This is a genomic window from Enterobacter sp. J49 (assembly GCF_002148625.1).
GTDB classification, from domain to species: Bacteria; Pseudomonadota; Gammaproteobacteria; order Enterobacterales; family Enterobacteriaceae; genus Enterobacter; species Enterobacter ludwigii.
Window position 1 is genome coordinate 1 of the sequence record NZ_MWPY01000011.1, and the last position, 541, is coordinate 541.

General features: G+C 60.8%; 1 protein-coding gene. It reads right to left on the reverse strand.

Annotation, left to right across the window (positions count from 1 at the left end; all coding sequences use genetic code 11):
* Positions 1 to 541: fimbria/pilus outer membrane usher protein (locus tag BJP35_RS00350; RefSeq protein ID WP_179193650.1), on the reverse strand; the 541-nt coding region annotated here is incomplete at both ends.

Consider the following 541-nt stretch of genomic DNA (forward strand, 5'->3'; position numbering starts at 1 on the left):
CCGATATCGAGATAGCGCGACAACGTCAGGTTGTAGCGGTCGTTCGCCGGCCGGTCCCAGAACGTCTCGTGGCTGTAGTTGAGGTAGGTACTCAGCCCCCAGTCACGGAAGTGCTTGTTGAAGGTAACGGTGTACATCTCCTTGCCGTTGCCAGTGCGCGTGCCGTAATAGCGCGCGTCAAGGTACTCGCTCATGCTCATGAAGTCTTCTTGCGAGAAACGGTAGCCGGCGAAGGTCACCTGGCTGTCGTACTCATCAAAGTTCTTCGAATAACTCAGGCGGTACGAGCCGCCGCTCAGCGTGCCGTCTGCCTGCGGCACCCGAGCCCGCGACTGGGTGGCGTCACAAGACAACGCCCCGAGCGCCATCAGGTCACGGCCAAGACCCAACGACAATGCGTTGTAGTCGCCACCCACCAGGGCGCCGCCGTACAGTGACCAACCGTTGCTGACCCCCCAGGAAAACTCGCCGGTACCGAACATCGGCCCGCGGGAGTGGTGCTGAAAATCGGAAGGTTTGCCGCTTGCCAGCTTGAAGCGCA